Raw genomic sequence first — 25,081 nt, 5'->3', positions numbered from 1 at the left:
ATAATATCGAAATATAAGAGAATTTATAAATGACTTGGAAGGTAGTATTGTTATGAGAAAAGAATATGTTATGGGTAACGGGGCCATAGCCCTCGGTGCACTTGCGGCGGGTCTGAACCTTGTGGCGGGATATCCGGGAACCCCGTCTTCGGAGATACTGGAGACAGTAGCAAAATACCCGCACGACGGAGTCCATGTGGAGTGGTCGGTAAATGAGAAAGCGGCTATGGAGGTTGCCGCCAGTGCATCATACAGTGGAGCGAGAACGCTTGTGACCATGAAACAGGTGGGTCTAAACGTGGCATCGGATCCGCTTATGTCACTGGCATATGTTGGAATAAAAGGCGGAATGGTCATCGTGTCAGCGGACGATCCGGGCCCTATATCATCACAGACAGAGCAGGATACGAGGATGTTTGCAGACTTCTGCAGGATCCCGGTATTTGACCCGTCGACTCCTGAGGAGGCATATCAGATGATACAGGATGCATTTGACTACTCGGAGAAATACAAGACGCCGGTTCTGTTCAGACCGACAACCAGAGTGTGTCATGCATATGCATCCATAGAGGTAAAAGACGAGTGGAAGGCAAAGGAATATGAGGGATTTGTAAAGGATTCAAAGAGATGGGTCATCTTCCCGAGATTGTCATTTGCCAATCATGCCATGATAGAAAAAAGAAATGTAGAGATTGGGGACGACTTCGGCAGCTACTCCATGAACACGGTGGAGGAAAGCGGCAGCAAGGCGGTATTCGCATCGGGAATCAGCTACTGCTATGCAAAGGAGACACTCAAGAACGTGCCTGATGTGAAGCTGGTCCGTATAGCGACCCCACATCCGTTCCCTGAGCAGTTCGTGAAAAATGCGCTGGATGGGGTGACTGAGGTCATGTGTCTTGAGGAGCTCAGCCCATACATAGAGAATCAGATATTACGCCTTGCAGGCAAATACCATATGGATATAGATGTCAGAGGAAAGCAGACCGGTGATGTGCCGACAAGCGGAGAGCTCAGCACAAACAAGGCTGCAGACATCCTGTGCGATTTTCTGGGACTTGAGAAGACTTCCCAGGTGGATGTGTCAGATGCACCGGCACTTCCTGTAAGGCCGCCTGTGCTGTGTGCGGGATGCCCTCACAGAGCGTCATTCTATGCGGTAAAGAAGGCGATGGCCGGCAGAAAGAGTTATTTCTGCGGAGATATCGGATGCTATACACTTGGAAATGCCATGCCGCTTGACATGGTGGATACCTGTCTGTGCATGGGAGCCGGAATCACTATGGCGCAGGGCTTCCACTGGGTGGATGAAGATGGCGTGTGCTTTGCATTTGTGGGAGATTCCACATTCTTCGCGTCTGGTATGACCGGCGTGGTAAATGCAGTGTACAATGATGCAAATATGATCCTGTGCGTGCTGGACAATTCGACCACAGCCATGACGGGACACCAGCCACATCCGGGAACAGGACGCAACATGATGGGCCAGTTCGTGGACAAGGTGAGTATACAGAAGGTTCTTGAAGGAATCGGAGTGAAGAAGATAGTCACTGTTGATCCGCTTGATCTTGAGGCGAGCGTGGCAGCAGTTAAGGAGTGTGCGGATATCAGAGGTGTCAAAGCGATCATTTTCAAGTCGCCATGTATAGCCATCACCAAGCCGTCTGGCAAGATGGAGATATTCGAAAAGTGTATACAGTGTAAGAAATGTATCAGAGAGATAGGCTGCCCTGCGATAATCCTGAAGGATGGTAAGGTGGCGATAGATGAAAGCCTGTGTACGGGATGCGGTCTTTGTTCACAGATCTGTCCGGTGGGGGCGATAGGAGGTGCTTGCAATGAATAAAGATATTCTGGTCTGCGGAGTAGGCGGACAGGGAACGGTTCTTGCGTCCAAGCTCATCGCATCGGCTTATATGGCAAAGGGCGAGACGGTACATTCGGCGGAGACCATAGGAATGGCGCAGAGAGGCGGAAGTGTCACGAGCCATGTGAGGATCGGTGAGGCGTATTCGCCACTCATAGCTCAGGGCGGTGCTGACATTATACTTGCGTTTGAGCCTGCAGAGGCGGTGCGCAATCTGGCTTATCTGAAAAAGGGAGGAATCGTCATCACCAACAACGTCCCGGTGAAACCGGCGACTGACTCGCTCATGAATTCAGGCTACGAGGCGCAGCCGATGCTTGACTACCTGAAGGATAAATGCGATTGTATAGTCATGGATGGCGCGGCGATAAGCCGTGAATTTGGTTCGGCAAAGTTCTACAACATAGCACTTCTTGGAGTTGCAGCAGTCAGCGGCAGACTTGGACTTGACGAGGCGGATATCATTTCAGCTATTGAGAATGGAGTGAATCCGAAGTTTGTAGAGGTGAACAAGAAAGTATTTGAATATGCGATGAAGATGTAGTTGGCGATGGGCTGACCGAAGGGAAAAAGGAGAGTAAAAATTATGAAGTTAAATGACACACAGCTCAGTCAGGTGGACGCTCAGATAAAGAGACTTGTAAAGACTGACAGCTATTATGGTAAGAAGTACAGAGAACTTGGTATAACAGATGTGACAAGTCAGGAGGCATTTGAGGAGCTTCCGTTTTCAAGCAAGGATGATCTGAGAAATGCTTATCCACTGGGAATACAGGCTGTTCCGGATGAGGAAGTGGTACGTATCCATTCATCTTCAGGAACAACAGGAAAGCCGGTTATCATACCTTATACAGCAAAGGATGTCGATGACTGGGCAACCATGTTCGCAAGATGCTACGAGACAGCAGGAGTGACAAAGAAAGACCGAGTACATATCACACCGGGATATGGTCTGTGGACAGCCGGAATAGGATTTCAGGCAGGCGCGGAGAAGCTTGGTGCCATGGTGATTCCTATGGGTCCTGGAAATACTGACAAACAGTTACAGATGATGATCGATCTTGAAAGTACAGTTCTCACAGCAACATCATCATACGCACTTCTTCTTGCCGAGGAGATAGATAAGAGAGGGCTTAAGGATAAGATACATTTGAAAAAGGGCGTATTTGGCTCAGAACGCTGGAGTGAGAAGAAGAGAAAGTATATAAAAGAGAAGCTTGGAATAGAGCTGTATGATATATATGGACTTACAGAGATCTATGGACCTGGTATCGGAATAAGCTGCGATGCCCAGAATGGAATGCACTATTGGGATGATTATGTTTATATAGAGATAATAGATCCGAAGACCGGAAAGACTCTCCCTGACGGAGAGGAGGGAGAGATAGTTATCACTACTCTGGTTAAGGAGGGGGCTCCGCTCATTCGTTTCAGGACACACGATATATCAAGGATCATTCCGGGTGAGTGTCCATGCGGAAGAAAGCATCCTAGACTGGATATCATCAAGGGCAGAAGTGATGATATGTTCAAGGTACACGGCGTAAATATGTTCCCAAGTCAGGTTGAGGAGCTGCTTGCACTTGTGGATGGAGTCCCAAGTGAGTACACCATAAATATAGCCCATGACGAGCCTGCCAATAAGGATATCATGCTGGTTACAGTTGAGGCCGAGGGACGTGTAGATTTTGAGCAGACAGGACGTCAGATCAGAGATCTGTTCAAGTCAAGGATCGGAGTTACACCGAAGATTACTGTTGTCCCTGTTGGAACGCTGCCTAGAAGTGAGAAGAAGACACAGCGTGTCATCGACCATCGTGAGCAGTGATATTTTTAGAAGGGATTTTATATTTATGAATTCAATCAATATAGCAGCTTGTATAGTTGCGTTTTTACTTGGGGTGGTGCTTTTCACTCTGGCAAATGAGATCATACTCAAGCTGCCTGACAACGAGAATATATTTAAGGGAAAGCCGAAGAGCTTTGAGAAGTTTTCTCCGAGATGTCTGTTCATACAGATCCTTGGTGGGGTGTTCGGCGTGCTGATGGTGTGGCAGTTTGGTGTGAGCCTTGAGGCGGTCACGGTATTCCTGTTCTTTGGACTGCTGACTATCATCACATTCATAGACGCTGATACCATGGAGATACCATTTGTGCTGAATGTATGCATACTGGTGCTTGGAGTTATATCCATATTCACGAGAGGTGGATTTTTACTGACAGGCGGAGATCTCTCTCTTGTGAGCAGACTTATTGGAATGTTTTGCGTGAGTCTTCCTCTGTTCCTGATAGTGCTGGTTATACCGGATGGATTTGGCGGCGGAGATATCAAGCTCATGTTTGCCGCAGGATTCTTTCTTGGCTGGAAGGCAACCGTCATAGCATTCTTCATCGGACTTATCATTGGTGGATGCCAGGGCGTGATACTTCTTGCAAGGCGTAAGAAGGGCAAGGACGATCATTTCGCATTTGGCCCGGCGCTCAGCGTGGGACTGATGATCGCGACATTTGTGGGATCACAGATGATGAACGGCTATATCAATATGATCAAGGCATCGTTTTATGCGTAGAGTGATGAATCCATGAAAAAAATAGTGCTGATGTATAAGTGATAAAAAACTTATACATCAGCACTATTTTTTATGATAGTATTCAAATGTAATTGCCTATTGTATATTTTCCATGTGAGGGATATACTGTAAAGAGCGTGCAATTTAACGCGTTAAAGCTTTTAATTGAGAAAGAAGAGCAATTATTAAGAGAGGTTAGGAGTTACGATTATGCCAATCACAGATTACTTAGAGAGAAATGTCAGAGAATATGGAAATGATGTCGCTCTGGTAGAGATAAATCCTGATGTGCAGGAGACGAGAAGGGTTACATGGAGGGAGTATGAGCTCATAGAGTCGAATCCTACATGCCAGTACAGAAGAGAGATCACATGGAGCGTGTTCAACGAGAAGGCAAACAGATTTGCCAATCTACTGGTATCACGCGGAATCCAGAAGGGAGACAAGGTAGGTATCCTCATGATGAACTGCCTTGAGTGGCTTCCAATATATTTCGGAGTATTGAAGACAGGAGCCATAGTGGTTCCGTTCAACTTCAGATACGATGCGGAGGAGATCAAATACTGTGTAGAGCTTGCAGATGTTGACGTGCTTGTATTTGGCCCTGAGTTCATCGGACGTATAGAGGCTGTCGTTGACGAGATAGCTGAGAAGAGAATCCTCTTCTATGTGGGCGGCAATTGTCCTACATTTGCAGAGGACTATGACAAGCTGACATCCAACTGCTCAAGTGTATTCGAGAAGAGGGACATCAAGGACAGTGATGATGCGGCTATATATTTCTCATCTGGAACAACAGGATTCCCAAAGGCTATTCTGCACAACCATGAGAGCCTGATGCATGCGGCAAAGGTCGAGAATGTACATCACGGACAGACAAAGGATGATGTGTTCCTGTGTATTCCGCCACTGTACCACACAGGTGCCAAGATGCACTGGTTTGGAAGTCTGATAGTGGGCGGAAAGGCAGTTCTGCTCAAGGGAGTAAGCGCCAAGACTATACTTCAGACGGTAAGCGACGAGAAGTGTACTATAGTATGGCTTCTGGTGCCATGGGCTCAGGATATACTGCTTGCCATAGAGAACGGCGATGTACATCTTGAAGATTATGAGCTGTCACAGTGGAGACTGATGCACATTGGAGCACAGCCGGTACCACAGAGTCTTATAAAGAAATGGAAAGAGATATTCCCTAACCATCAGTACGACACGAACTATGGTCTTTCAGAGTCCATCGGACCGGGCGCTGTACATTTGGGAGTTGAGAACATACATAAGGTCGGAGCTATAGGCGTGCCGGGTTATGGCTGGCAGGCGAAGATCGTGAACGAGGACGGAACAGAGGTCGAGCAGGGCGCAGTCGGCGAGCTTATCCTCAAGGGACCTGGTGTCATGACCTGCTACTACAAGAATCCGAAGGCGACAGAGGAGTGCCTGAAGGACGGCTGGCTGTACACAGGAGATATGGCTATGCAGGACGAAGATGGATTTATTTATCTTGTAGATAGAAAGAAAGATGTTATAATCAGTGGTGGAGAGAATATCTACCCTGTACAGATAGAGAACTTCCTCAGCAAATACGAGAAGATCAAGGACGTTGCGGTCATTGGTATCGCAGATGCCCGTCTCGGAGAGATCACAGCGGCGATCATAGAGGTAAAGGATGGCATGACCTGCACAGAGGAAGAGATCAACGAGTTCTGTAAAGAACTTCCAAGATACAAGAGACCAAGGAAGATCATATTTGAGCACGTTCCGAGAAATGCTACAGGTAAGATAGAAAAGCCACTTCTCCGTAAGATGCACAAGAGTGAGAACCTTGTTGCAGCGGAGAACAACGCATAATATGCAGGATACTTGCCATAATACAGCACAGAAAGGACAAAAAAGATGAAGACACCATTTATTACAAAGGCAAAGGCAGAGGAGATCATCAGGGAGATCCCTACACCGTTTCACATTTACGATGAAGAAGGAATCAGAGAGAATGCGCGAAAGCTTTATAAGGCGTTTTCATGGAATAAAGGATTCAAGGAGTATTTCGCTGTAAAGGCTACTCCAAACCCAACGATACTCAAGATCCTCAAGGAAGAGGGCTGCGGAACAGACTGTTCATCACTGACAGAGCTTATGATGTCAGATAAGATGGGATTTAAGGGCGATGAGATCATGTTCTCATCCAATGACACTCCTGCCGAAGAATTCGTGCTTGCGAAGAAGCTTAACGCAACCATCAATCTTGACGATTTCACACACATTGATTTCCTGGAGAAGTCAGCAGGAATTCCAGAGAAGATCTGCTGCAGATTCAACCCGGGCGGAAAGTTCTCCATATCAACCACCATCATGGACAACCCTGGTGATGCAAAGTATGGTATGACCAAGGATCAGATCATCGAGGCATACAAGATCCTCAAGGCAAAGGGCGTGAAGAGATTTGGAATGCATGCCTTCCTTGCCAGCAATACAGTGACAAATGAATATTATCCAACACTTGCAAAGATCCTGTTCGAGACAGCAGTTGAGATCAAGGAGAAGACAGGTGTAAAGCTTGACTTCATCAATCTTTCAGGCGGAGTAGGAATCCCATACACACCTGACAAGGAGCCAAATGACATCATGGTCATCGGCGAGGGTGTAAGAAAGGTATACGAGGAGGTTCTCGTACCTGCAGGAATGGGTGATGTTGCTATCTTCACAGAGCTTGGACGTTTCATGCTGGCACCTTATGGACACCTTGTTACAACAGCTATCCATGAGAAGCACACACACAAGGAGTACATCGGCGTAGACGCATGTGCAGTCAACCTCATGAGACCTGCCATGTACGGTGCATACCATCACATCACAGTCCTCGGCAAAGAGAATGAGCCGTGTGATCACAAGTATGATGTGACAGGTTCACTGTGTGAGAACAATGACAAGTTCGCTATAGACAGAATGCTTCCGAAAATCGACATGGGAGATATCCTTGTCATCCACGACACCGGAGCACATGGCTTTGCCATGGGCTACAACTACAACGGCAAGCTGAAGTCAGCAGAGGTTCTGCTCAGACCGGACGGCTCATTCAAACTCATCCGCCGTGCAGAGACACCTGAGGATTACTTCGCAACCATCAAGGATTTCTGGGATGTAGAGCTGTAACAGGCAGATCATAGATAAGCATAGAAAACCGGCAGTATATCAGTTGAAGCTCAACTGTATACTGCCGGTTTTCTAGGTGCATGAGCTGCGTTACACTGTCACCTCGAAGCAAATATAATTCTGTCCGGATATGGTTCGGTTATCCAGACATATCTTTCCCTCATATTCATCCACAAGTTTTTTCATGTTCGGAAGACCATATCCGTGATGCTGTTTGTCGATGGTCTTGGTTGTGTAGCCGTAGGTAAACATATTTCTTCTAAGATCAGAGCTCAACACAGGACCTTTGTTCATGGTACTTATGATGATCTGGTTCTGACTGCTGTCAAGAGACAGGGTGGCAGATCCCGGAACATCTACAGCCTCCAGAGCATTGTCTATTAATATTCCAAGTATACGTATGATCTCATATTCGGGCATACAGCTTTTCAACGTATGCTGTCTGACTATCACATTCAGAGTCTTTCCGTTCTTTTCAGCATTGATCATCTTGCTATATATAAAACCGGCGACAACAGACAGATTGATGCGAAGCAGCTCAGACTCACGGTATTCAGATACCATATTGTCCGAATAGTTTATCAGGGCATTTTTCAGAGACTCATAATCCCTATAGGTGTATGGAAGCATTCTGACTGCCATCAGATGGTTATCAAAGTCGTGCTGTTTGCTTCGCAGATCCTTTATCAGATCAGCCATCATAGGCTGATAGGTTTTAAAGCATTCCAGGTCGTGCTGCTGCTTTCCTATGGTTCGCTGCTGTCCCAGAATGATGATATCCGAGAGAATGACCACAACCGCAAAGCATGATATCACAGGTATATACACCGAGGTGTCGATGGTGCTGAATTTGTACAGCCCAGTCTCAATCATATACACAACGTACAAATGAATAGACAGGAATTTGATAATTCCACTGCCGCCCATGAAGGTTTGGAACACACGGTTCATAGGCGCATATCTGCACAGAGCCACTGAGATCAGAAATGAAAATACAGCACAGGAAATGGACAGGTATATCTCATTGTTCACACCCAGACGTGTCATACCCATGATGATAATGTCCTCAAGAAAAGCCGCATACAGATATTCAAGAATATACGCCATCAATACATAAAAATATCTGGTCTTCATAATATACAACAGCATGAGATAGGACAGCAGGCATAATGCCAGCCATCCAAATGCATTTGGGAAAATTAAGGAAACTGCATTCCCGAGTATAAGGTAAGCAGCCATTCCAATAATTGGGTGGCGCATATCCCGGAATTTTCTTCCGATGAGGGCAGATATAAAAATAACATCCTTCATTGTTTCCAATGTAAAGCATAGGAGATCAATTATAGAATTCGGCATTTCAAATACTCCTTATCATTGCTAAGCCTGTTCAACGTGTTTGTGCGCAGTTGTGGAAGCCTTAAGTCTGTGACCAAACTCTGTGGCATATTTGCGGCCAACCGGTATCCATTGATAGTCCGGTGTGTCAAGCGATACCATGGCGGTAACCTTGTCGTAGGTATCCACATGATGAAGGTTTACGATAAAGCTCTTGTGGCAGCGCGCAAAATACGATGGAAGAGAGTCCGCAAATACAGAGAGTCGTGTTCCTGTGGATATAAATAGTCCGGTGGTTGTGTGGACATGCATGTTTCGCAGCTCGGATTTAATGTATAGTATATTGTCTGGTCTGATCCTGGCAAGTACACCATCTCTGTCGGTAAGCTCTATTGGTTCCTCCCTGATCAGAGAAAGGTTCAGAAGCTTGGAGACAGATTCTATCAGATCCTGCTGTGAGTAGGGCTTGACCAGATAATCGTAGCAGTTGGTCTTGTGGATCGCTCTGGGAGCTTCGTTTACAAGAGCTGTCACGTACAAAATAGGAGTTGTCTGATAACGCGGATTCCTCCGCAATTGTTCTCCCAGCGTTATTCCGTCCTTATCCGGGTCGGCGCCAAGCTGTATATCCAGCAGAAAAAGCTGGATGCTGTGCGAATCTGCCAGAGCCAGAGCATCATCATAGCAGGCGGCCTTCAGACATTCTATGTCGGGGAAGGTTTCTTCTATTATTTCCGCCAGACCATTTAATTGTGCCACATTGTCTTCAACTACCAAAGCTCTCATTGTAAAAGACTCCTTCCTTCTATGTGTTGTAATTTAAACCATTACTTCAAAACGCACCAGAGTATCATCCAGAAGATAATCGTTTTCCAGATATATTTTTCCATTATATTTAAATACCAGACGCCTGAGATTGTAAAGACCAAGACCGTGCTTCTGACGATCACAGGTCTTGGTGGTATAGCCTGCCGTGAAAAGCTTTGCTCTGATCTCGGGTGTTAGCAGAGGACCCCTGTTCAGAGTGGTGATGATGATCCTGCCGTCACGGCTATCCAGGTGCAGAGTCATACTATCGTGCTCAGATATGGCCTCCAGTGCATTGTCGATGAGTATTCCCAGAACCCTGACCAGCTCATATTCAGGCATCCGGCTCTCGAGCAGATAGCTGTGAACGACAATATTCAGCTTTTTGTGCGCCTTTTCTGCCTGCTTTTGTTTGCTGTATATAAACCCGGCGATCACGAACATGTTGATTTTCAGAAGCTCGGTGGTTCTGTATTCGGATATAACCTCATCTGAACTGCTGATAAGAGCCTCCTTTAATGAACTGTAGTCGGTGTGTGTATATGGAAGCATTCGAATACCGGTCAATATATTGTCAAAGTCATGCTGCCTTCCCGTGACGTCCTCAATCAGATCATCCATCATAGGCTGATAGATGTTGTAATTTGCCAGATCGTGCTGCTGCTTGCTGATGATCTGTTGCTGGCTGAGGATTACTATGTCGGTGATGAGTACTATCACGGTGAAAAATGAGATGAGGGGGATAAGTGCATTGATATTAATTGCACTGTACTTTGACAGTCCTATTTCTACCATATAGAGAACATATAAATGCAATATGAGATATTTAGGGTACAGAGATCCTTCCATTAACAGTAAAAACCATTTATTCAGATTGATGAAACGACACAATATTAAAATTAAAATAGTAGATATTGCAGATCCAAGAAAAGATGAAAAAGCCTTATCCTGAATGCTAAATCGGTTAAAAGCCATAACAACTATATCCTGAATAAGGCTAAGCAAGGCATAGGATAAAACATATGCTATTGATGATTTGAAAAATGATACATGTAGTATGTAAGAAAAAGTGATAAAGCAGCATAAACACAGAATAATCCAGCCTAAGGCGTTAGAAAAAATATATGAGAGCACAGAGCATATAAAAAAATTACTGGATAGAGCAATAAAGGGATGACGCATTTTCTTTATTGGTATACCTGAGAGAGAGGATATAAGAGTAAGATAACAAATAAGTTCTAACAAAAAACAAAGCTGTTCAATAATTATGTCAGGCATATTTCCACGCTCGCTTTCCCGCAAATAATAAGAGATTTTAAAACATTATATGAGAGCAAAAAAGTTTAGTCAATTGTCGTTTATGACATGATAGATACCGTTCATGACAAATCAAGTAAAATATATTGCAATCTAAGTAGTTGTATGATAAAAGGAAAGTGGAGGTGGTCGAATAGAGAATCTAAATAAAATATTGAGCAGGTATTTGGTAAAGGCAATTGAAGGCGATGAGTACGATTCCGAGTCCGAAAGGACAGCAAAGATAGGATATTCGTTACAGAAAATAATAGATGATATAGAAAAGTTTTTTATCATTATTCTGATATCAATAGTATTTGATACAACCAAAGAAGCTCTGGTTTGTATGTTGGTAATATCTTTAACAAGGAAATTTATGGGTGGAATGCATATGACAACCTGGTTTGGATGTACGATGATGACAACTATGGTGTATTCTTTAGCGATAATAGGCGGAAAAATATTTCATTTCAGTTTACTTATGCAGAGTGCAAGTATTTTGTTATGTGTGCTTATGGTTATTTTATATGCACCGTTACCATCAGAACAACGTCCCAAATATATAGGGAAGAAACGTATAAATATAAAAATAAGATGTATAGCTGGATTGATGGTCTCGGCTGTTTTGAGCGTAATTATGAAATCTTATAGCAGTACGATAACATGTATTTTGCTGCTTGAGATAATAGAGGCAATCTTGGTTGTATGTAAGAAATCAATATTGCCAGATATTAAGAAGGGAGGCGAGAAAAATGTCTGGTAGCAAGGTAAGAGCAGTGCTTGGTGACATACTAGAAGATTTGGCAGGAGACATAATTAAATTGACTGGATGCCAGAATCATTGGGGAGAGATAGAACTCCCAGAGTGTCTCAGGAATATCGATTCGCAGAAAGAGACAAAGTAAAATATCCTGAAGAGTTGAGCTTCAGGATATTAGAAATATCAAGACAATCATTTGCTGGAAAAATCTTGATAAGCGGATTGTACTATCAGACACAGAAAAGTACAATAGCAAAATTGTTAAAAGTGGCAAAAGTGGAGTAAAGACCGCAGATAATTAATTAGGAGGGACAAAAGGTTATGAAGAAGTCAATGAAAACAAAGCTTGCGATGTTCGCTGTTGCAGGAGCGATGGCAGTGTCAGGAGCAGCGGGAATTGCTGCACCTGCTAAGGCTGAGAATGTACATACAAATAATGCAGGTACAGTGGTTACATGCAAAGAATCATATTCTAATACAGATAACGAGCTGTTTACTTTTAGCAACAATAACAGCGGATATGGTTATAGTTCGTACAGACGTAAATATAATAAGACAAAGGTTTATGTATATCCAACAGTAGGACCAAAGCTCAGTTACACAGTAATGGGCTCGCATTCATCAAAAGGGACAAACCCAATAGTAAAATCTGATACGCATATTATTCCGCTTGGAATTGAGGCGAGTATCACAAACATGGTAAACGAAAAAGGCTATGCCTATGCAGGCTTGAGGATGCACAGGACAGTCAAAGCACAGACTGATTCAAAGGGCTGGTGGAGTCCGGATTCCACAAGAAATTACACTATTTATGACTGATTAAAGCAGTGACATAAGACGGATGGCAAAGGCAGAGTTGGGAGGAGTAGAAGTGAAGAAGAAAAGATATCTTGTGATGACAGTGGCAGCAGTGCTGATCATGGCAGCAGTGGCAGCTTCGGCGTATGTGCTCCAGAAAAAACGGGAAACCCCAGAGGACAGAGCGTTAAGGAAGTCGTCTGAGGCGGCATCTGAAGAGACAGACAGCGAAGCTTCGGGAAACAAGACCGGAGAGAAAATAAGTGAAAAAGAAGGTGTGGGTGATAACGTGCTGATGTCAGGAGCGGTGAAGATAGAGCTGCTGTCGGCTGATGTATACACAGGTGACGAGATAACAACAGAGGATAAATATCCGGTTGAATATTTTCGCAGTGAGACTCTGCCGGAGCCTGAGTCGGAGGAGGAGATAACAGACTGGGATGCTCTGTATGAGGAGGCTCCGGGATACAAGGAATTTCAGGAGTCGGCAGGGGATGCGTATACTCCTGAGGAGTGTGAGGAGATAACTGCACAGTATCAGGATGTGATAGATAAGCATACGCAGACTGTGGTAAAGACCAATAAGCTGTATTTTATTAAGTGCAGACTGACGAATACCGGGGATGCGGTTGTGAAGAATGTGTTCCCATACGACATTGTGGAGAGGATTCCCGGTGAGAGTGAGGTTTCGTTCGTAGAAGGAATGGTATACTTTGACAAATCAGTCCACACAGAGGGCGATGACAGAGCCAGTTGGTACTATCTATACAGACTGGAAGGACACGAGACAATGGAATGTACGATTGGACTTGTTGTGCCACAGGAGCCGGAGGATGGCGTGAAATATTATTATGGACAGGTGATCACAGGATATTTTACGTACAATCCGGCGGATCTTCCGGATTTTGTGGATCTGGATGCACTCCCAAAGCCGGAAGCGGATGACAAGCCATGAGGTGGGAATCAGATTTTGTGGAGGTATATGCATGAGGAGAGGTGTTCTGATGGCATTGGGTGTTGTGAGCTTGTGTGCAGTCACCTTGTGGTGCGGAAGAATATACAGCGTTAACAGGGCGTACAGTGATGACACCAGAGTTGTAGAAGCGGCTGAGAATGTATCGGTGGATGGATTGCTTATAAAATGCAGGGAGACCCGCATATACAGTATAGATGAGTATAAAGCACGTTTTAATGTGGACAGTGTGGATGTGCTGAGCCCGGAGGATCGGTTTATCTGTACACGCCTGAATGTAGATAATACAACTGAAGAACCGATCGATTGGGATACTGTGATGGCGGCGACTGAGTGTGGCTTTGAGTCACAGACATGGTGCAGTTCGGTGAATTTGTATTCTGGCCGGGAACTGAATACGTTTACAAGTAATGATCTGGAGCCCGGAATGAATCAGGATATATGGTATGTGACAAGTCTGGCGCGGGTGTCATTTAGCAGGGATACGTGGGATAACCTGGAGCGGGAGAGCTTCTATTATGTACTCACCCTTGAACCTGATAAGCTGATGATCAGACTGGATATTGAATGAAGTGGTGTTGAGATATGAGAGTATTAAGATTTGAAATGACCAGAGCGTTCAGAAATAAGTGGCTTGCAGTAAGCATAGCTCTGGGAACGTTGATTGGGCTGGCGGACATATGGCTTAATGTCAGCCAGTATGGATTTAACAGAGGCAGGGCTTTGATCCAGACATGGATCGGGACAGACTATCAGTTTGCATACAACAGCTTGTTTTACGTACTGCTGCCACTGATTGCGTGTTTTCCGTATGCGGGGTCGTGTTATCAGGATCAAAAAACCGGATATGAAAGCAGTATATGTATTAAGACGTCCCGCTTAAGCTATATGATTGCAAAGGAAGCGGCTGTGGCGGCTTCGGGAGCGGCAGCCGTGGCGTGCCCGCTGCTCATAGCCATGTTCATTGCTGCGGGGATATATCCGGATAAAAGACCGGAAAAACTGACATTTTTGTATGCAGGAATTATAGACTGCCACATGTTCCCGAGAATATTTGCAGAGCATCCTGTGTGCTATGCGTTGCTGTTTACGCTGCTCGATGCAGTGTTTGGAGGGATAACAGGTCTTGTGGCTATGTGCTTTGCGAGGTGGTGCGGGAGCAGATTTTCAACGATAATGGCTCCGTTCGCATTGTATGTATTTACCGGTGTGATGTTTGAGGGACGTGGGATTGGAACCTGGTCAGCCATGCAGATGGTCAATCCACTGCAGAATGTGGTTACATACAGGTACCAGATGGTGACGATGTATGCTGCGGTGAGTGCAGCGGCACTCGTTCTTATATACATATGGCACAGAAGAAGGGATATTCTATGAAAGAAGGAAATACAGATAAAAAAGGAATGTATGTGGTGGACAGATATGAGGTGATGCGGGAATGAGGACTCTGAGACTTCTCGGAAGAGATATGGAAAATGGAATATTAAGGAGATGTGTTCTTTTTATACTGCCGTTACTGTTTGCGGTGTCGCAGACACGTGAGCTCCACGCATATCTTATCGAGCTTGCAGATGGGAATATCCTGTTGACCAACGGAACATTTGCGGACTATCTTCTGTTTGCGATGAAGGGGATGGAGGTGTATTACTTTGATCCAAGGAGCGTATTTTACATACCGATATACTGGTTTGCGTTCCAGATAGGCCTGGCCTATTTCCTGGCATATTATTCCAGTGATGATTTTGCCGCAAATGCGAGAGTGGTGTGCCTTGCGTCCGGAAGCAGAAGAAGCTGGTGGGTCAGCAAGCTCATATACTGTACGGTGGCTGTGGTAATGTATTTTGCTGTATGTGTGCTGACGATATATTTAATGGCGGCGGCATATGGGGCAGATATGACCATGGATATGACGGCGGCGCTGACAACACGGCTGTATCCTCCGCAGACATACAATCTTAGTGCCGCAGATCTGCTTCTGATAACATTATTTATACCGATGCTGGTAACGCTGGGGATAAGCCAGCTTCAGGTACTGGCGGGTTTTATAATCACGCCGGTCATCAGCTTTGCAGCGGTGTGTGGAGTGTATGTTCTGTCGGCATACTATACTGTATGGTATCTGTCGGGAAATTATACGATGTGGCAGAGAGTGTCATATGTAGTGGCAGATGGGGTTAATCCCATGAGTGGAGTGGTGCTTGCGGCTGGTATGCTGATCACTGCATTTGCAGGAGGAATCGTGTATTTTGATAATAAGGATATAATCTGATAGGAGAATACATATGAGCGAGATAAGGATAGAAAATCTGAATAAGAAGATAAAGGGTTCAGTTATACTTAATGATATCAGTCTGACCATGACTCCGGGCAGGATATATGGACTCCGTGGAAAGAATGGCTGTGGCAAGACAATGCTTATGAGAGCTATATGTGGTCTGCTCATACCTGATGGAGGACACATATATATAGATGATGAAGAGCTCCACAGGGACATAAAGTTTCCACGGAGTATAGGTGCTCTGATAGAGAATCCGTCATTTCTGCCTCAGTACACAGGCTTCAGGAACCTCAGGCTTCTGGCAAAGCTCATGGGAGGGATCAGTGATGACGATGTCAGATATGCCATAGAGAGGACAGGTCTTGATCCGGATGATAAGAGGGTATACAGAAAGTATTCCCTTGGAATGAAGCAGAAGCTTGGCATAGCAAATGCAATCATGGGAGAGCCGGATGTCATAGTGCTGGATGAACCTATCAACGCACTTGATGAAGAGTCTGTAGATAACATAAAGAAGGAGCTGCTGAAGCTGCGTGATGGAGGAAGTCTTATAATCACTGCCTGCCACGACAGGGAGGAGCTGGAATATCTGTGCGATGAGATATATGAGATGAAAGATGGAAGGATAGTACAATAAATGAACATAAAAAAACATCTGCTGCGAACTCCTGTATACCTGGGATCGCAGGGCAGATGTTTATTTTTTTGTAAGAAGAATTATAAGTGTTTTCAAAAACTGCTATATGGGTTATAATACTTTCAATTAAGCCTTTACAGGTTCAGGATAATCAACACCGAAGGTCTCGACTGTTACAGTCTTCATCTTCTGTTCCTGACGAGGCTTGTCATTGTAATCAGTTGGCACATTTGCGATCTTGTCTACGATGTCAAGTCCCTCGATAACCTTACCGAAGGCAGCGTAAGCACCGTCCAGATGAGGAGATGTCTTATGCATGATAAAGAACTGTGAACCTGCTGAGTCAGGCATCATGGAACGGGCCATTGACAGCACTCCCGGAGTGTGGGCCAGATCGTTCTTGAATCCGTTCTGTGAGAATTCACCTTTGATTGAGTATCCAGGACCGCCGATGCCGATTCCCTGAGGGTCTCCACCCTGTATCATGAAGCCTTTTATTACACGATGGAAGATTATTCCGTCATAGAAGCCTTTCTTGATCAGTGAGATGAAGTTGTTTACAGTGTTTGGAGCAATGTCAGGATAGAGTTCTGCTTTCATGACATCGCCATTTTCCATAGTGATAGTAACTATTGGATTTGCCATGTATATCATTCCTTTCTTGGTATAAGATAGGGTAATGATAACATCAGTTAACAGAACAGGCAAATGAAATTTGCAGATACAGAAGGAGAAAGAGATGGATTGGAGAAACATAGCAAGACCCGTTATTATAATAGCGCTGGCGGTATGTCTGGTGCTGTTCGGGGTATACAAGGTTAAGGAGACGTATACCGGATTTATGCAGGAATACGAGGGCACCTACAGTGCCGGCGGCGGAGAGAAGATCGAGGTTACCATACCTGAGGATACATCTGTCAAGGAGGCAGCATCTATACTTAAGGATGCGGGGCTTATAAAGTATAAGCTTGCATTCCAGCTCAGAATGACCGGCTCGCAGTACAGCCACAGTCTTCAGCCGGGTACTTACACACTCACAACAGGTATGTCGACATTGGATATGATAAAGACTCTGTGTTACGTGGAGTCGACCAGAGAGGTAAAATATACACTGACAGTTCCTGAGGGATTTACGGTTGAACAGATCGCTGACAGATGCGAGGAGCTGGGCTTCTGCTCTGCAAAGGAGTTCCTTGAGGCGTGCAAGTCGGGAGAGTTTGAGTATCCGTTTGAGATACCTTCATCGGAAGTCAAGTACGCATTACAGGGCTTCCTGTTCCCTGCTACTTACGACATATATGCAGATATGACTCCAAAGGAGCTCATACAGGACATGATAGACAAGTTTAACAGCATTTACACAGATGACTTCAGGAAGAAGGCAGAGGAGCTTGGATATACAGATTTTGAGGTTCTCACCATGGCTTCCATAGTTGAGAAGGAGTGTAAGCTGGATTCAGACAGAGCGATGGTTGCGGGAGTATTTATCAACAGATTGAATGATGACATGCCTCTTCAGGTAGATCCATCTGTTCTCTATGTTGTGACTGACGGTCAGTACAATCAGGCAGAGCTGTCATATGATGATCTGGAGGTTGATTCACCGTACAATACCTACAAGTACACAGGACTTCCTGTCGGCCCTATATGTAATCCGGGCGAGGCATCCATAGAGGGTGTCCTGAATGCGGTTAAGCATGATTACTACTACTACCTGACATCAGATGAGAGCCAGGGAGCATGTATCTTTAATAAGACATACGAGGGACATCTTGCTGACATAGAAAAGGCTGATGCAGCCAAGGCGGAAAAGGAAGCTGCAGAGGGTGATGGATCAGAAGATGGCTCCGATGAAAGCACTGATTCAGAGTAAAAAAATATAGACAAAATTATATAGCGAAAATTATCTAAAAGGGTATAAACTGCTTGCGATATATAGACTTTTTATATATAATAAAGGAGTATGTACCCTTTTGGGTTTTTATGCATCTAGTTATGCGCTTATGGAGGTGCGATAGGAGGAATATTTGATGAGGAAAATAAGTTTCAAGGTAAGAAATATCGGCTCTGAGAAATATTTGTCATATATTCTGAATGATGATTGTGAGTTTGACGAGGAGTTATTGGATTATCTGGAGGAGAACCGGATTCCTGAGCTCATTGATATCATTTATGAAGAGGATGATGAGAACGATTATCTTACATATAACGTTACAGGCAGGACAACGGTTGACGCACTCCTTTCGAATACGGTAAATGCTGAGAAGATATTGGGGATAATCAGAGGGGTAGCTTCTGGTATAGTTAATTTACGTGATCTTGGAATACCGGCATCATATGTGGTTCTTCACAAGGAGTTTACATATGTTAATCCGGTTACATACGATGTTGGAATGTTATGTGTTCCAGTTGAGTCAGAAGCCAATATCAATGCCGAATTCAGGATGTTCGCAAAGGACTTGCTGACGAGCGTTATTTATGATGACAGTGAGGATTGCAACTATGTGGCAAAGCTTCTCAATCTGTTGAATGCGGATAAGTTCACAGTGAGAAACTTCTATGCACAGCTCACAGAGCTTATGGAGTCTGCAGGAATGCAGGTGGAGGAGAACTTCGTTGATATAGGATCAGATATGTCGGTTTCACAGTCTTCAGTTGACACGGTGGAATCTGATACAAGTATGGATGATCTGCCTGAGTTTGAGGACGTATCATTTGGCGATGATGAGGAAGACGAGCTTGATGAGGTAGAGGAGATCAGCGACGAGGCGGCCGCAGCGAATGCGATATTCAAGGATCTTGATCTTGATTCGGATGAGACGAAGAAAGAGAATGTATCAAGCGAGATAGATATGTCGGTATTTGATGACAGCGTTCTTGAGGAGCTCGAGTTAGATGAGAGCCTTGATGAGGAAGAAGAGGACGACGAGGAGGGCATGACAGAGGCTCTCACATCAGATATGGCAGTACATGAGCCATCAGGACTTACAGAGGTTGCAAAGGCTGCCGATGGAGTTACGGAGGTTGAGCTTGACAAGAAGGATGAGCAGAAGCCGGTTCTGATATCTACGGACGAGCTTATGGATAATCCACCTGTTGTTAAGAATATCAAGATCAACCGTGCGAAGATCATACAGAAGGCGGTTGCTGAGACAGAGGAAACTCAGATAGATAACCCTACAGAACAGATAGTTGCACCACAGTTCATGAACGGTGACCAGCCGGAGCCTGAGACGAATATGGATCCGGTGAAGGCGAAGGCAGAGGAGCCTGAGCAGAAGGGCACAGGAAGCACTGTTGAGCTGACCGGAGGAATGAACGTAGTTAAGGATACCGAACCTGAGAAGGCAGCGGTTAACAAGAACGCTCCAAAGGCTATGCCATATATAGTCCGTGTCAACACAGGCGAGCGAGTTATGGTCAACAAGGCTGTGTTCAAGATAGGAAAGGCGGCAAGAGGTGTTGATTACCATGTCGGTGGTAATGGGGCCATCAGCAAGGTACATGTCATCATCTACCAGAGAGAGGATGGATGTTATCTGAAGGATAACAAGGCGACAAATGGCACATATCTCAACGGAGCGCGCCTGGATGAGAATGCAGAGCAGAAGCTTTCAAACGATGCCATGATAAGCATCGGTGGAGAGGACTTCATCTTCAAATTAAGTTAATATACACCACCCACGATGTGGGATAAGAGCAGGTAGCAATACCTGCTTTTGGTGTTTGAATGAAGGAATAATTTTTGACGGAAAATATGCGGATTTAGACGAAAGGGATTGAAAAAATGAACAGAGAAAAGGTTGTTGTAGTTCCGGCGGGGGAAACTTACAGAGTGAGTTACAGTCTGGATATCAGTGATGTGATAGATGCTAAAGTGTATGATATGAGCAGAAGCGGATCTATGCCTGAGATGGCACCGTGTGACATGCAGGAGAATGCCGGAGTCAGGGTGTTCAATTATCAGATCGATGACAAGAAGCCTCTTGCGGAGATACTGAGACAGGAGATGAACAAGAAGGAGATACTCACACTTCTGTACAACATTCTGCATGCACTGGAGATGTTTGGTAAGAATATGGTTTCGCTCAGCTATGTTGCAAGGGACGAGCAGTGTGTATTTGTATCGCCTGAGACATACGATGTCTGCTTTATTGTCGCTCCGGTACAGAAGGAAGTGACAGATCTCAACGATGTCAGAGCATTTGTGAAGTCGGTGATAGTTGATGCGAGATACTCAGAGAATGACAATGACAATTACGTAGCACGCCTTATAAACTGTGCGAATATGAGAGGTACATTTTCAAACTCGGACATGAAGAACGAGGTTAAGGCGATGCTTGCAGAAGCAGGCATAGACGCTGCTGAGATAGACAGGATGAAGGAGCTTTCCACAAATGCTCCAAAGGGTGGCAACAGCCACATACTTCGAGGTGAGTCACCTAAGGTGAGCAGACTCGAGGTTATGAGAAATAATGCGAGAATGAATGGATATGCACAGCCGATGGGACCAAACGGCCAGATGCCAAACGGAATGCCACCGATGGGCATGCCACCGATGGGACCGAACGGCCCGATGGGATCAAATGGTCAGATGCCGAATGGCAAGGTTCCGAACGGAATGCCGCCAATGGGCATGATGCCGATGGAACCAAACGGTCCGATGCCAAACGGCTCAATGGGACCAAATGGCCAGGTGCCAAACGGAATGCCACCGATGGGCATGCCGCCAATGGGGCCGAATGGACAGGTGCCAAACGGCCCAATGGGACCGAATGGACAGGCACCGAACGGAATGCCACCGATGGGCATGCCGCCAATGGGACCGAATGGCCAGGTGCCAAACGGAATGCCACCGATGGGCATGCCGCCAATGGGACCGAATGGACAGGTACCAAACGGCTCAATGGGACCAAATGGAATGCCACCGGTAGGCGTGCCACCGATGGAGGAGCCAATTAAGCCTGAGGTGGCTGGAGCACAGCCGCAGAGTGATAAAACGGAGAATGATGAGGCGGTTGAAGCAGAAGCACAGGATGCCAAGCCGGAGGTTGTAGAGCCTGTTGTGACAGAGCCGCAGGATGTCAAGCCTGAGCCAGCAGAGCCGGTTGAAACACAGCCACAGGAGATAAAGCCAATACCCCCAATGCAGGGCAACCCATTTGGAGGAAACCCGATTCCACCAATGCCACAGGCGCAGCCAATGCCGCAGATGCAGCCGGTGCCACCAATGCCACAGATGCAGCCGGTACCACCAATGCCACAGATGCAGCCGGTACCACCAATGCCACAGACACCGCCGATGCCACAGGCACAGCCAGTGCAGGGCAATCCATTTGATGGAGCACCGGCACCATATTTCCTTAGGGTGAAGACGGGCGAGAGAATAAGCTTGGACAAGGCAGAGTTCAAGATCGGACATAAGGCAAGACTTGTGGACTATGCGATTACTGACAATTCAGCTATAAGCAGAGTTCATTGTGTTATCACCAAGAGAAATGGCGTGTGCTTCATCAGCGATAACAAGTCTACAAATGGTACATTTGTGAACGGAGAGGAATTGAAGGCGGGCGAAGAAAAGTTCCTGACGAACAATGCGATCGTTATACTCGGGGACGAGGAGCTTGTCTATCACATTAGATAGAATATCCGCAACGAGAGTTGAGACATAAATATTGGGAGGAATGTATATGGGGTTTAGCGCAGTATACAATACAGACGTAGGAATAAAGAAAAAGACAAATCAGGATTCGCTGGCGATCAAGATAGCGGATACTCCAAATGGACAGGTCGTGTTCTCCCTCGTATGTGATGGCATGGGAGGTCTGGAAAAGGGAGAGGTTGCCAGCAAGGAAGTCATAACAGCTTTCTGCAACTGGTTTGACACACAGTTTGTTGAGATGGTTGACAACAACAGCTTTAGTGAAGAGCTGCTGAGATACCAGTGGATAAGACTTGCCGTGGAGCAGAATGAGAAGATCAAGGCGTATGGCGAGCAGAATGGATTTATGCTTGGTACGACCATTTCTGCGATCCTCATATACAGAGAAATGTACTACATTCTCCATGTTGGAGACAGCCGAGTGTATGAGATCACTTCAGGGATAAGACAGCTCACCGCAGATCAGACGCTTGTTGCAAGGGAGATCGCAGCGGGAAGACTTACACCGGAGCAGGCGGAGACGGACAGCAGACGAAGCGTGCTTCTCCAGTGTATCGGAGCTTCACCTGTGGTGGAACCGGATTTCGTAGTTGGGCAGGCAGCTCCCGGAGCGCATTACATGCTGTGTTCTGATGGATTCAGACATAAGATAACGCCTCAGGAGATGATAGAGAGACTTGGCCCGGGAACATGCGTCGACGAGGCGAAGATGAAGGAGGGCTGTGAGTTCCTCACAGAGCTTGTGAAGTACAGAAAAGAAACGGATAATGTAACAGTAGTGCTTATTAAATCGGAGTAATGGGGATCGATATATGACAGAGTTAGGAACGGTATTAGACGGAAAATACGAAATACTTAAAAAAGTCGGTCAGGGTGGTATGTCAATAGTTTATCTTGCCATGGATAACCGACTTAATAAACAGTGGGCTGTAAAGGAAATCAAGAATGATGGCTCCAAGAGTACAGCCACACTCTTAAAGGGATTGGAGCGAGAAGCAAATATCCTCAAGGATGTGGATCATCCGGTACTGCCACGAATCGTTGATATCATCAATGAGAATGGCACGATCTACGTTGTCATGGACTTCGTAGAAGGACGTCCACTCAGCGATGTGCTCAAGGCGGAGGGAGCACAGCCACAGGAAAAGGTAATCGAATGGGGCAGGGCGCTTGCCAGTGCGCTTGACTACCTGCATTCCATGAATCCGCCGATCATATACAGAGATATGAAGCCTTCAAATGTCATGCTGAAGCCGGATGGCTCGGTAAAGCTTATCGACTTTGGAACGGCTAAGGAATACATAGTGGAGAACAATGCGGATACCACGGCTCTTGGAACAAGAGGCTATGCGGCACCGGAGCAGTTCGGTGATGCGCAGGGACATGGAATCTACAACACGGATGCAAGAACAGATATTTACAATCTGGGAGCAACGCTCTATCACCTTGTTACCGGCAAGAATCCATGTGAGCCTCCTTACGAGATAAAGCCTATCAGACAGTGGAATCCGATGCTCTCATCAGGATTTGAGAGAATTATACAGACGTGCTGTCAGCCGAGTCCTGAGGACAGATATCAGTCTTGTTCAGAACTGCTGTATGCGCTGGATCACTACAACGAGCTCGACGATGCATACAAGGCAAAGGCAAAGCATAAGATAGCAGCGTTCTCAGTGGTTGCGGGATTATCGATACTCTCAGCGTGCTGTGCTGTGATAGGCGGAGTAAAGAAAGGCCAGCTCAAGGATCTTGATTACAACAACAAGGTCAACGAGGCGAGGGATGCAGTCGACGAGGGCGATTACAACAAGGCATTTGAGTGCTATAAGGCGGCTGTCGACATAGACCCAACCGCATCGGATGCCTATATAGGCTACATGGAGACATATGCTTACTATTATACAGAGGACGATGGAAACACTTCGGCCAACACCGAGACGGCGGCAGAAAAGGGAATAAGACTTGCACTTAAGAACAAGGACGAGATAAAGGACGACGTAAAGTTCAAGATAGCCATGTTGTATTACGACGAGGTCAAGGACTACAGTGCGGCCAAGAAATATTTCAATATGGTTGATGAGAGCAAGGACTTCCCGGATCAGGCAAAGCAGGCAAAGTATTACGCTGCGATATGTGACAGCAAGATAAACAAGTCTGCAAGCTTTGATACGAACAAGGAAAATATATTTGCATTCCAGGATTACAACAGTGACAACATAGATGACACCAATCCTGACAAATACACCAATTACCTCAACATAGCTTACATATATCTTGGCGAGATATCCAATGATCCGGAGCTTGCGAACAGAATAGAGGTGCTGATGGATGAGGCGATGAAGAACCTGGACGACAACGCAGAGGTGCTGAACAGCCAGTTCCCGGCGGACAGAGGCGTAAAATACTACAATGGCCAGTATTCAGGAGTTATGTACTCAGTATATACAGAACTTGCCGAGAATGCGGATGATGCGGGCCAGCAGTTACATTATTACAACTCTGCGGCGAACAGTGCAGCGCTTTATCTGAACAGTCTGGATATAGAGGGCGAGAATGCGACAGAGACATCCAAGAAAGCATATTCAGAATACTCGGTGAACGAGGCTGAGACTTATATCAAGATGGCAGAGAACAGCGGCGATGACAGCTACTATGATGAGGCAGAGAGAATATATGGCAACGCTGAGACTACACTTGGAACCGATGACAACGCAGCGGTCGTGTACGTAAGCCATCTGAGCTATCTGGTCGATAGATATTCGAATAAATTTGGAAGCGATTCGGCATCATGGAATGCCAGTGCCACAAGGGCTGTGAGGAAAGTGTACGAGAACGGTAACAAAGTTCCGGCACTTGCAAATGGTCTTAAGCAGGGATGGCAGTCGTTATCCAATGACCTGACAGTTAAGAGCATAGTAAATGGCAGTTCAAGGTCAACGAGCGAGTAAGGG

23 protein-coding genes are annotated in these 25,081 nt (G+C 45.7%); 19 read left to right on the top strand and 4 right to left on the bottom strand.

The window, feature by feature from the left end; all coding sequences use genetic code 11:
- Window positions 1–52 precede the first annotated feature (52 nt).
- The 6 genes from iorA to DXB91_RS11325 all read left to right on the top strand — a co-directional run bounded on the left by iorA (window position 53) and on the right by DXB91_RS11325 (window position 7,584).
- Entirely contained in the window at window positions 53–1,846 is a 1,794-nt protein-coding gene (gene iorA, locus DXB91_RS11350) for an indolepyruvate ferredoxin oxidoreductase subunit alpha (RefSeq protein ID WP_199414262.1), read from the top strand.
- A complete protein-coding gene (locus tag DXB91_RS11345) occupies window positions 1,839–2,411 on the top strand; it encodes an indolepyruvate oxidoreductase subunit beta (RefSeq protein WP_118018031.1) in 573 nt (190 codons plus the stop codon). Before iorA ends, DXB91_RS11345 begins: the two co-directional genes overlap by 8 nt.
- 42 nt (window positions 2,412–2,453) lie before the next feature.
- Complete coding sequence (locus tag DXB91_RS11340; protein ID WP_004852568.1) at window positions 2,454–3,695, top strand: phenylacetate--CoA ligase family protein; 1,242 nt, start codon at window positions 2,454–2,456, stop codon at window positions 3,693–3,695.
- 25 nt (window positions 3,696–3,720) lie between these two features.
- A complete protein-coding gene (locus DXB91_RS11335) occupies window positions 3,721–4,437 on the top strand; it encodes a prepilin peptidase (protein ID WP_118018029.1) in 717 nt (238 codons plus the stop codon).
- Window positions 4,438–4,647: 210 nt separating this feature from the next.
- Window positions 4,648–6,282 carry a class I adenylate-forming enzyme family protein gene (locus tag DXB91_RS11330; RefSeq protein WP_118018027.1) on the top strand — a complete coding sequence of 545 codons (1,635 nt, stop codon included), beginning with the start codon at window positions 4,648–4,650 and terminating at the stop codon, window positions 6,280–6,282.
- A gap of 45 nt (window positions 6,283–6,327) precedes the next feature.
- Complete coding sequence (locus DXB91_RS11325; RefSeq protein ID WP_117549817.1) at window positions 6,328–7,584, top strand: diaminopimelate decarboxylase; 1,257 nt, start codon at window positions 6,328–6,330, stop codon at window positions 7,582–7,584.
- Between the two features lie 90 nt (window positions 7,585–7,674).
- Here the strand turns inward: DXB91_RS11325 and DXB91_RS11320 are convergent, their stop codons facing one another.
- From DXB91_RS11320 to DXB91_RS14165, 3 genes are read right to left on the bottom strand one after another with little or no spacing between them, the layout of a single operon-like run.
- On the bottom strand, window positions 7,675–8,940 hold the full coding sequence (locus DXB91_RS11320; RefSeq protein ID WP_117549815.1) for a sensor histidine kinase: 1,266 nt from the start codon (window positions 8,938–8,940) through the stop codon (window positions 7,675–7,677).
- Between the two features lie 21 nt (window positions 8,941–8,961).
- Window positions 8,962–9,705, bottom strand: a complete 744-nt coding sequence (locus DXB91_RS11315) for a LytR/AlgR family response regulator transcription factor (RefSeq protein ID WP_118018025.1) — start codon at window positions 9,703–9,705, stop codon at window positions 8,962–8,964.
- Between the two features lie 33 nt (window positions 9,706–9,738).
- Window positions 9,739–10,521, bottom strand: a complete 783-nt coding sequence (locus DXB91_RS14165; RefSeq protein ID WP_158564604.1) for a sensor histidine kinase — start codon at window positions 10,519–10,521, stop codon at window positions 9,739–9,741.
- Window positions 10,522–11,209: 688 nt separating this feature from the next.
- On the opposite strand from DXB91_RS14165, the gene DXB91_RS11305 reads away from it, so the two are divergent.
- From DXB91_RS11305 to DXB91_RS11275, 8 genes are all read left to right on the top strand, one after another.
- Window positions 11,210–11,785: an accessory gene regulator B family protein gene (locus DXB91_RS11305; protein ID WP_158564603.1), complete on the top strand. Its 576-nt coding sequence runs from the start codon at window positions 11,210–11,212 to the stop codon at window positions 11,783–11,785.
- Between the two features lie 78 nt (window positions 11,786–11,863).
- Window positions 11,864–12,067: a hypothetical protein gene (locus DXB91_RS14035; RefSeq protein ID WP_147343985.1), complete on the top strand. Its 204-nt coding sequence runs from the start codon at window positions 11,864–11,866 to the stop codon at window positions 12,065–12,067.
- Between the two features lie 36 nt (window positions 12,068–12,103).
- Window positions 12,104–12,601, top strand: coding sequence for a hypothetical protein (locus tag DXB91_RS11300; protein WP_118018018.1), 498 nt, complete (start codon window positions 12,104–12,106; stop codon window positions 12,599–12,601).
- Window positions 12,602–12,653: 52 nt separating this feature from the next.
- Complete coding sequence (locus tag DXB91_RS11295) at window positions 12,654–13,535, top strand: hypothetical protein (protein ID WP_238051178.1); 882 nt, start codon at window positions 12,654–12,656, stop codon at window positions 13,533–13,535.
- A 31-nt stretch (window positions 13,536–13,566) separates the two neighbouring features.
- Window positions 13,567–14,124 (top strand): hypothetical protein, encoded by a 558-nt coding sequence (locus DXB91_RS11290; protein ID WP_117549807.1) that lies wholly within the window; start codon window positions 13,567–13,569, stop codon window positions 14,122–14,124.
- Between the two features lie 14 nt (window positions 14,125–14,138).
- A complete protein-coding gene (locus DXB91_RS11285) occupies window positions 14,139–14,930 on the top strand; it encodes a hypothetical protein (protein WP_055271978.1) in 792 nt (263 codons plus the stop codon).
- Between the two features lie 61 nt (window positions 14,931–14,991).
- Window positions 14,992–15,822 carry a hypothetical protein gene (locus DXB91_RS11280; protein WP_117549805.1) on the top strand — a complete coding sequence of 277 codons (831 nt, stop codon included), beginning with the start codon at window positions 14,992–14,994 and terminating at the stop codon, window positions 15,820–15,822.
- Between the two features lie 13 nt (window positions 15,823–15,835).
- Window positions 15,836–16,468, top strand: coding sequence for an ABC transporter ATP-binding protein (locus tag DXB91_RS11275; protein ID WP_055146125.1), 633 nt, complete (start codon window positions 15,836–15,838; stop codon window positions 16,466–16,468).
- Between the two features lie 126 nt (window positions 16,469–16,594).
- Here DXB91_RS11275 and DXB91_RS11270 read toward each other — a convergent pair whose 3' ends face one another.
- Complete coding sequence (locus tag DXB91_RS11270) at window positions 16,595–17,113, bottom strand: peptidylprolyl isomerase (protein WP_015534342.1); 519 nt, start codon at window positions 17,111–17,113, stop codon at window positions 16,595–16,597.
- Window positions 17,114–17,207: 94 nt separating this feature from the next.
- Between DXB91_RS11270 and mltG the strand changes: the two genes are divergently transcribed.
- From mltG to DXB91_RS11245, 5 genes are all read left to right on the top strand, one after another.
- The gene (gene mltG, locus DXB91_RS11265; RefSeq protein WP_055146128.1) at window positions 17,208–18,341 is read left to right on the top strand and encodes an endolytic transglycosylase MltG; all 1,134 of its coding nucleotides are present in this window, start codon (window positions 17,208–17,210) and stop codon (window positions 18,339–18,341) included.
- Between the two features lie 157 nt (window positions 18,342–18,498).
- On the top strand, window positions 18,499–20,139 hold the full coding sequence (locus tag DXB91_RS11260) for a DUF6382 domain-containing protein (RefSeq protein WP_118018016.1): 1,641 nt from the start codon (window positions 18,499–18,501) through the stop codon (window positions 20,137–20,139).
- Window positions 20,140–20,255: 116 nt separating this feature from the next.
- Window positions 20,256–22,112, top strand: a complete 1,857-nt coding sequence (locus DXB91_RS11255; protein WP_118018014.1) for an FHA domain-containing protein — start codon at window positions 20,256–20,258, stop codon at window positions 22,110–22,112.
- Window positions 22,113–22,158: 46 nt separating this feature from the next.
- A complete protein-coding gene (locus DXB91_RS11250; protein WP_118018012.1) occupies window positions 22,159–22,929 on the top strand; it encodes a PP2C family protein-serine/threonine phosphatase in 771 nt (256 codons plus the stop codon).
- A 13-nt stretch (window positions 22,930–22,942) separates the two neighbouring features.
- Window positions 22,943–25,078, top strand: a complete 2,136-nt coding sequence (locus tag DXB91_RS11245; RefSeq protein ID WP_117549797.1) for a serine/threonine protein kinase — start codon at window positions 22,943–22,945, stop codon at window positions 25,076–25,078.
- Window positions 25,079–25,081 lie beyond the last annotated feature (3 nt).

Source organism: Coprococcus sp. OM06-34AC (assembly GCF_003462545.1).
GTDB classification, from domain to species: Bacteria; Bacillota; Clostridia; order Lachnospirales; family Lachnospiraceae; genus Coprococcus; species Coprococcus aceti.
This window is presented reverse-complemented; position numbering and strand designations above follow the sequence as displayed.